Raw genomic sequence first — 2,960 nt, forward strand, 5'->3', positions numbered from 1 at the left:
TGAAGTAGGCTAGCGTTGTCTAATAACGGCTTAATAAAAGAAGTTAGCACCATGAGTTGATCAAACAGACGCTTTAAAACAGATGGATAGAAAAATAAAACTAAATTACAATGTACGACTTTTTCTGAAATAACTCGCGCTATAACACTAACAAAGCAGCGTAATCACTGAGGAACACCTTTAATTGAGAGCATCAATCTTCCTTATTGCGACAGGTTTTATCCTGTTGAGTGGTTGCCAAACTGTTGCTGTAGAAGAAGCCGAAGCAGAAAAAAGTCTTAATGGTGTGAATAAACTAACATCATTGAAAGTTCCCAAATTGTTAGCTCGGCGCAATTATCAAGACAGCGGTGATGTGTGGGAACGCATTCGTTATTCAATGGACATGCCCATTCCAGACCAACAATTAGTTAACCAATACCGTGATTGGTATATTAATAATCCACAGCATCTTGAGCAGATATCTCAGCGCGCCAAGCCGTTTTTATATTTAATCGTCCAAGAGTTTGAACATCGAGATTTACCCATCGAACTCGCCTTACTCCCTATGGTAGAAAGTTCATTTAATCCTTTCGCTTATTCCAGTGCCGACGCATCAGGCCTGTGGCAATTTACCTCCCCAATGGCCAGCCATTTTGGCCTAGAGATGAATTGGTGGTATGACGGCAGAAGGGATGTGCCTGCTGCAACTACCGCTGCATTAGATATGCTCGAATACCTGTACAAAAAAACTGACAACTGGTTATATGCATTAGCTGCATACAACGCCGGTGAAGGGCGCTTGCGTGAGGCGATTAGATATAATGAAGCCAGAGGGCTAAGCACCGACTTTTGGTCTTTACCCTTACCTAAAGAAACTCGGCAATATGTACCACAATTGCTGGCAATAGCAGATGTGATTAAACATTCTGAAAGCTACGGCATCAGTCTTAAATCCATTCCTAATAAACCACTAGTTGAAGTTATTGATGTCGGTAGCCAAATTGACATCGCAGTTGCTGCCGATCTAGCCAATATATCCATTGCTCGGTTACAAAAATTGAATCCAGGGTTTAATCGCTGGGCAACATCACCCGATGGACCGCATCAATTGATAGTGCCCGTGAGTAAAGTCAGTGGGTTTAAACAAGCTCTTGCGGATACTGATATTAGCGCTAGAGTAAAATGGTTTAAATATCAGATTAGAGCTGGCGATAATATTAGTGTCATTGCAAAACGTCACCTTACAACGGTGTCTGAAATAAAAGCGATGAATGATATTAATGGCGATAAGATCGTTGCAGGTCAATTTTTGTATATGCCACAAGGCGTATCGAGCATGACACCAGAGGTCGAACTCACTTCAACAAACACGGCTCAAGTATCAAGCAAAAAGCAAGCTGCACCAAACAAACAACCAAGGATCGTCACCACATCTAATCAGCCAGCAGTTCGGAGCGATCACACGGTAAAATATGGCGATACTCTTTGGAGTATTGCCAAAGTGTATAAGGTCAGTGTGGAACAAATTATCGCTTGGAACAAAATGACGGACAAAGACAAGTTGACGGTAGGCAAAACCCTGCAGTTTTATCAACAGCCCTTCCAGCAACAGCAGACTCAATTGTAACCCTGTTGTTTAAAAACTGATAAGCACAATAGCTCAAATGTTGTAAAAGTTGAGCGTTACTTAAATGTGAGTATTTATCGATTTAACCTAGTGAAGCACATCGAAATCCAGCTTTGCAATCTGGACACTTTTGATTATACAGATCGTTTAATAGAGTGACCCACAAGGCTTGAGTGATGTTAAATCTTAGTGTTCATATTTTTTCATATTTGTTTCCCATCAGTTCATAACCCACTCAACAGCCATTCATAAGTTTTGAATATAGTCACCCTATCAACAAGAACATATATTTTAGGGTAATGAATATGAACATTAGAAAAACTCAACTAGCTCAGTCAATTTTGTTAGGCAGTCTAATCTTATCGGCTACCTCTTTTGCCAATGCTGCAGATGATAATGTCTTCGATGGAGCCATAAGTGGTAAATTAACCTTTGCTTCAGATTATGTTTTTCGTGGCGAATCGGAAACGATGGATGCAGAAGTACCAGTGGTACAAGGTACTCTAGGGTGGGGTAATGATCTGGGCTGGTATGCCGGTGTATTTGCTTCCAATATCAAATTTGCAGACCCCAATTTAGAAATTGTTACTGCACCTTATATAGGTAAAGCAGGTGAGTTTGGCGATAGTGGTATCAGTTACGACGTTATGGTTTTTTCTTACCTGTATCCAGGTGCCTCATATTCAAATTATACCGAACTGTGGATAAAAGTCGGTAAACAATTTGGTCATGCAAATGTGCAATTAGAAGTGACTCCAACAATCGACGATTGGTTTGGCGTAGAGGGCTGGCAAGGTGTTAACTATGCCGTTCATCCGAGCTATCAGTTTGACAATGGTTTACATGTTTCAGCGAGTATCGGCTACCAAGATTTAGATGGTAATGGTGCAGAAGGTTGGGGGCACTGGAATTTGGGGGTGAGTAAAGCCTATGCCGGCCTCAATTTTGATGTTCGTTATCATGGAAGTACCATGGATAGCGATCATAAGGTCTATGGCACTCAAACAAAAATCTTTGATGACCGAGTGGTTGTTGGCATCAGCAAAAGTTTCTAATATAAAAACATAACGTCTTTTATTGCTAAACGACAAATATAATTGGATCTTGTTTTACATATCCCCATTATGTGATCTAGGTCCTTTTTTATAAACCAATTTTGCTAGCTGCCACTCATTCCTTGTATATCTTTATAGGCAAATATGAAAAGTTATGAATAATAACGACCATTATTAGCAACACTATCTGGATTGGACGATGGCACATCCTGGTTTAACAAATACAGTACTCGTCGTTGACGATGAAGCAGTGATCCGAGCTCGATTAAAAGGTTATTTTGAGCGTGAAGGTTATC

General features: G+C 40.4%; 2 protein-coding genes and 1 pseudogene. All 3 read left to right on the forward strand.

Annotated elements, in window-relative coordinates; translation table 11 throughout:
- Window positions 1–184 precede the first annotated feature (184 nt).
- The gene (locus tag CXF78_RS18690; RefSeq protein WP_102037602.1) at window positions 185–1,609 is read left to right on the forward strand and encodes a LysM peptidoglycan-binding domain-containing protein; all 1,425 of its coding nucleotides are present in this window, start codon (window positions 185–187) and stop codon (window positions 1,607–1,609) included.
- A 305-nt stretch (window positions 1,610–1,914) separates the two neighbouring features.
- Window positions 1,915–2,664: a TorF family putative porin gene (locus CXF78_RS18695; protein WP_011637450.1), complete on the forward strand. Its 750-nt coding sequence runs from the start codon at window positions 1,915–1,917 to the stop codon at window positions 2,662–2,664.
- Window positions 2,665–2,863: 199 nt separating this feature from the next.
- A pseudogene (locus CXF78_RS21935) lies at window positions 2,864–2,960 on the forward strand (two-component system response regulator TorR); the annotation flags it as partial.

Origin of the sequence: Shewanella sp. 11B5, from assembly GCF_002836795.1 — a bacterium.
GTDB lineage: Bacteria > Pseudomonadota > Gammaproteobacteria > Enterobacterales > Shewanellaceae > Shewanella > Shewanella frigidimarina.

Excerpts from the sequence above, each read along its gene's own strand:
- CXF78_RS18695 (WP_011637450.1), top strand. The coding sequence starts at position 1,915 with ATGAACATTAGAAAAACTCAACTAGCTCAGTCAATTTTGTTAGGCAGT.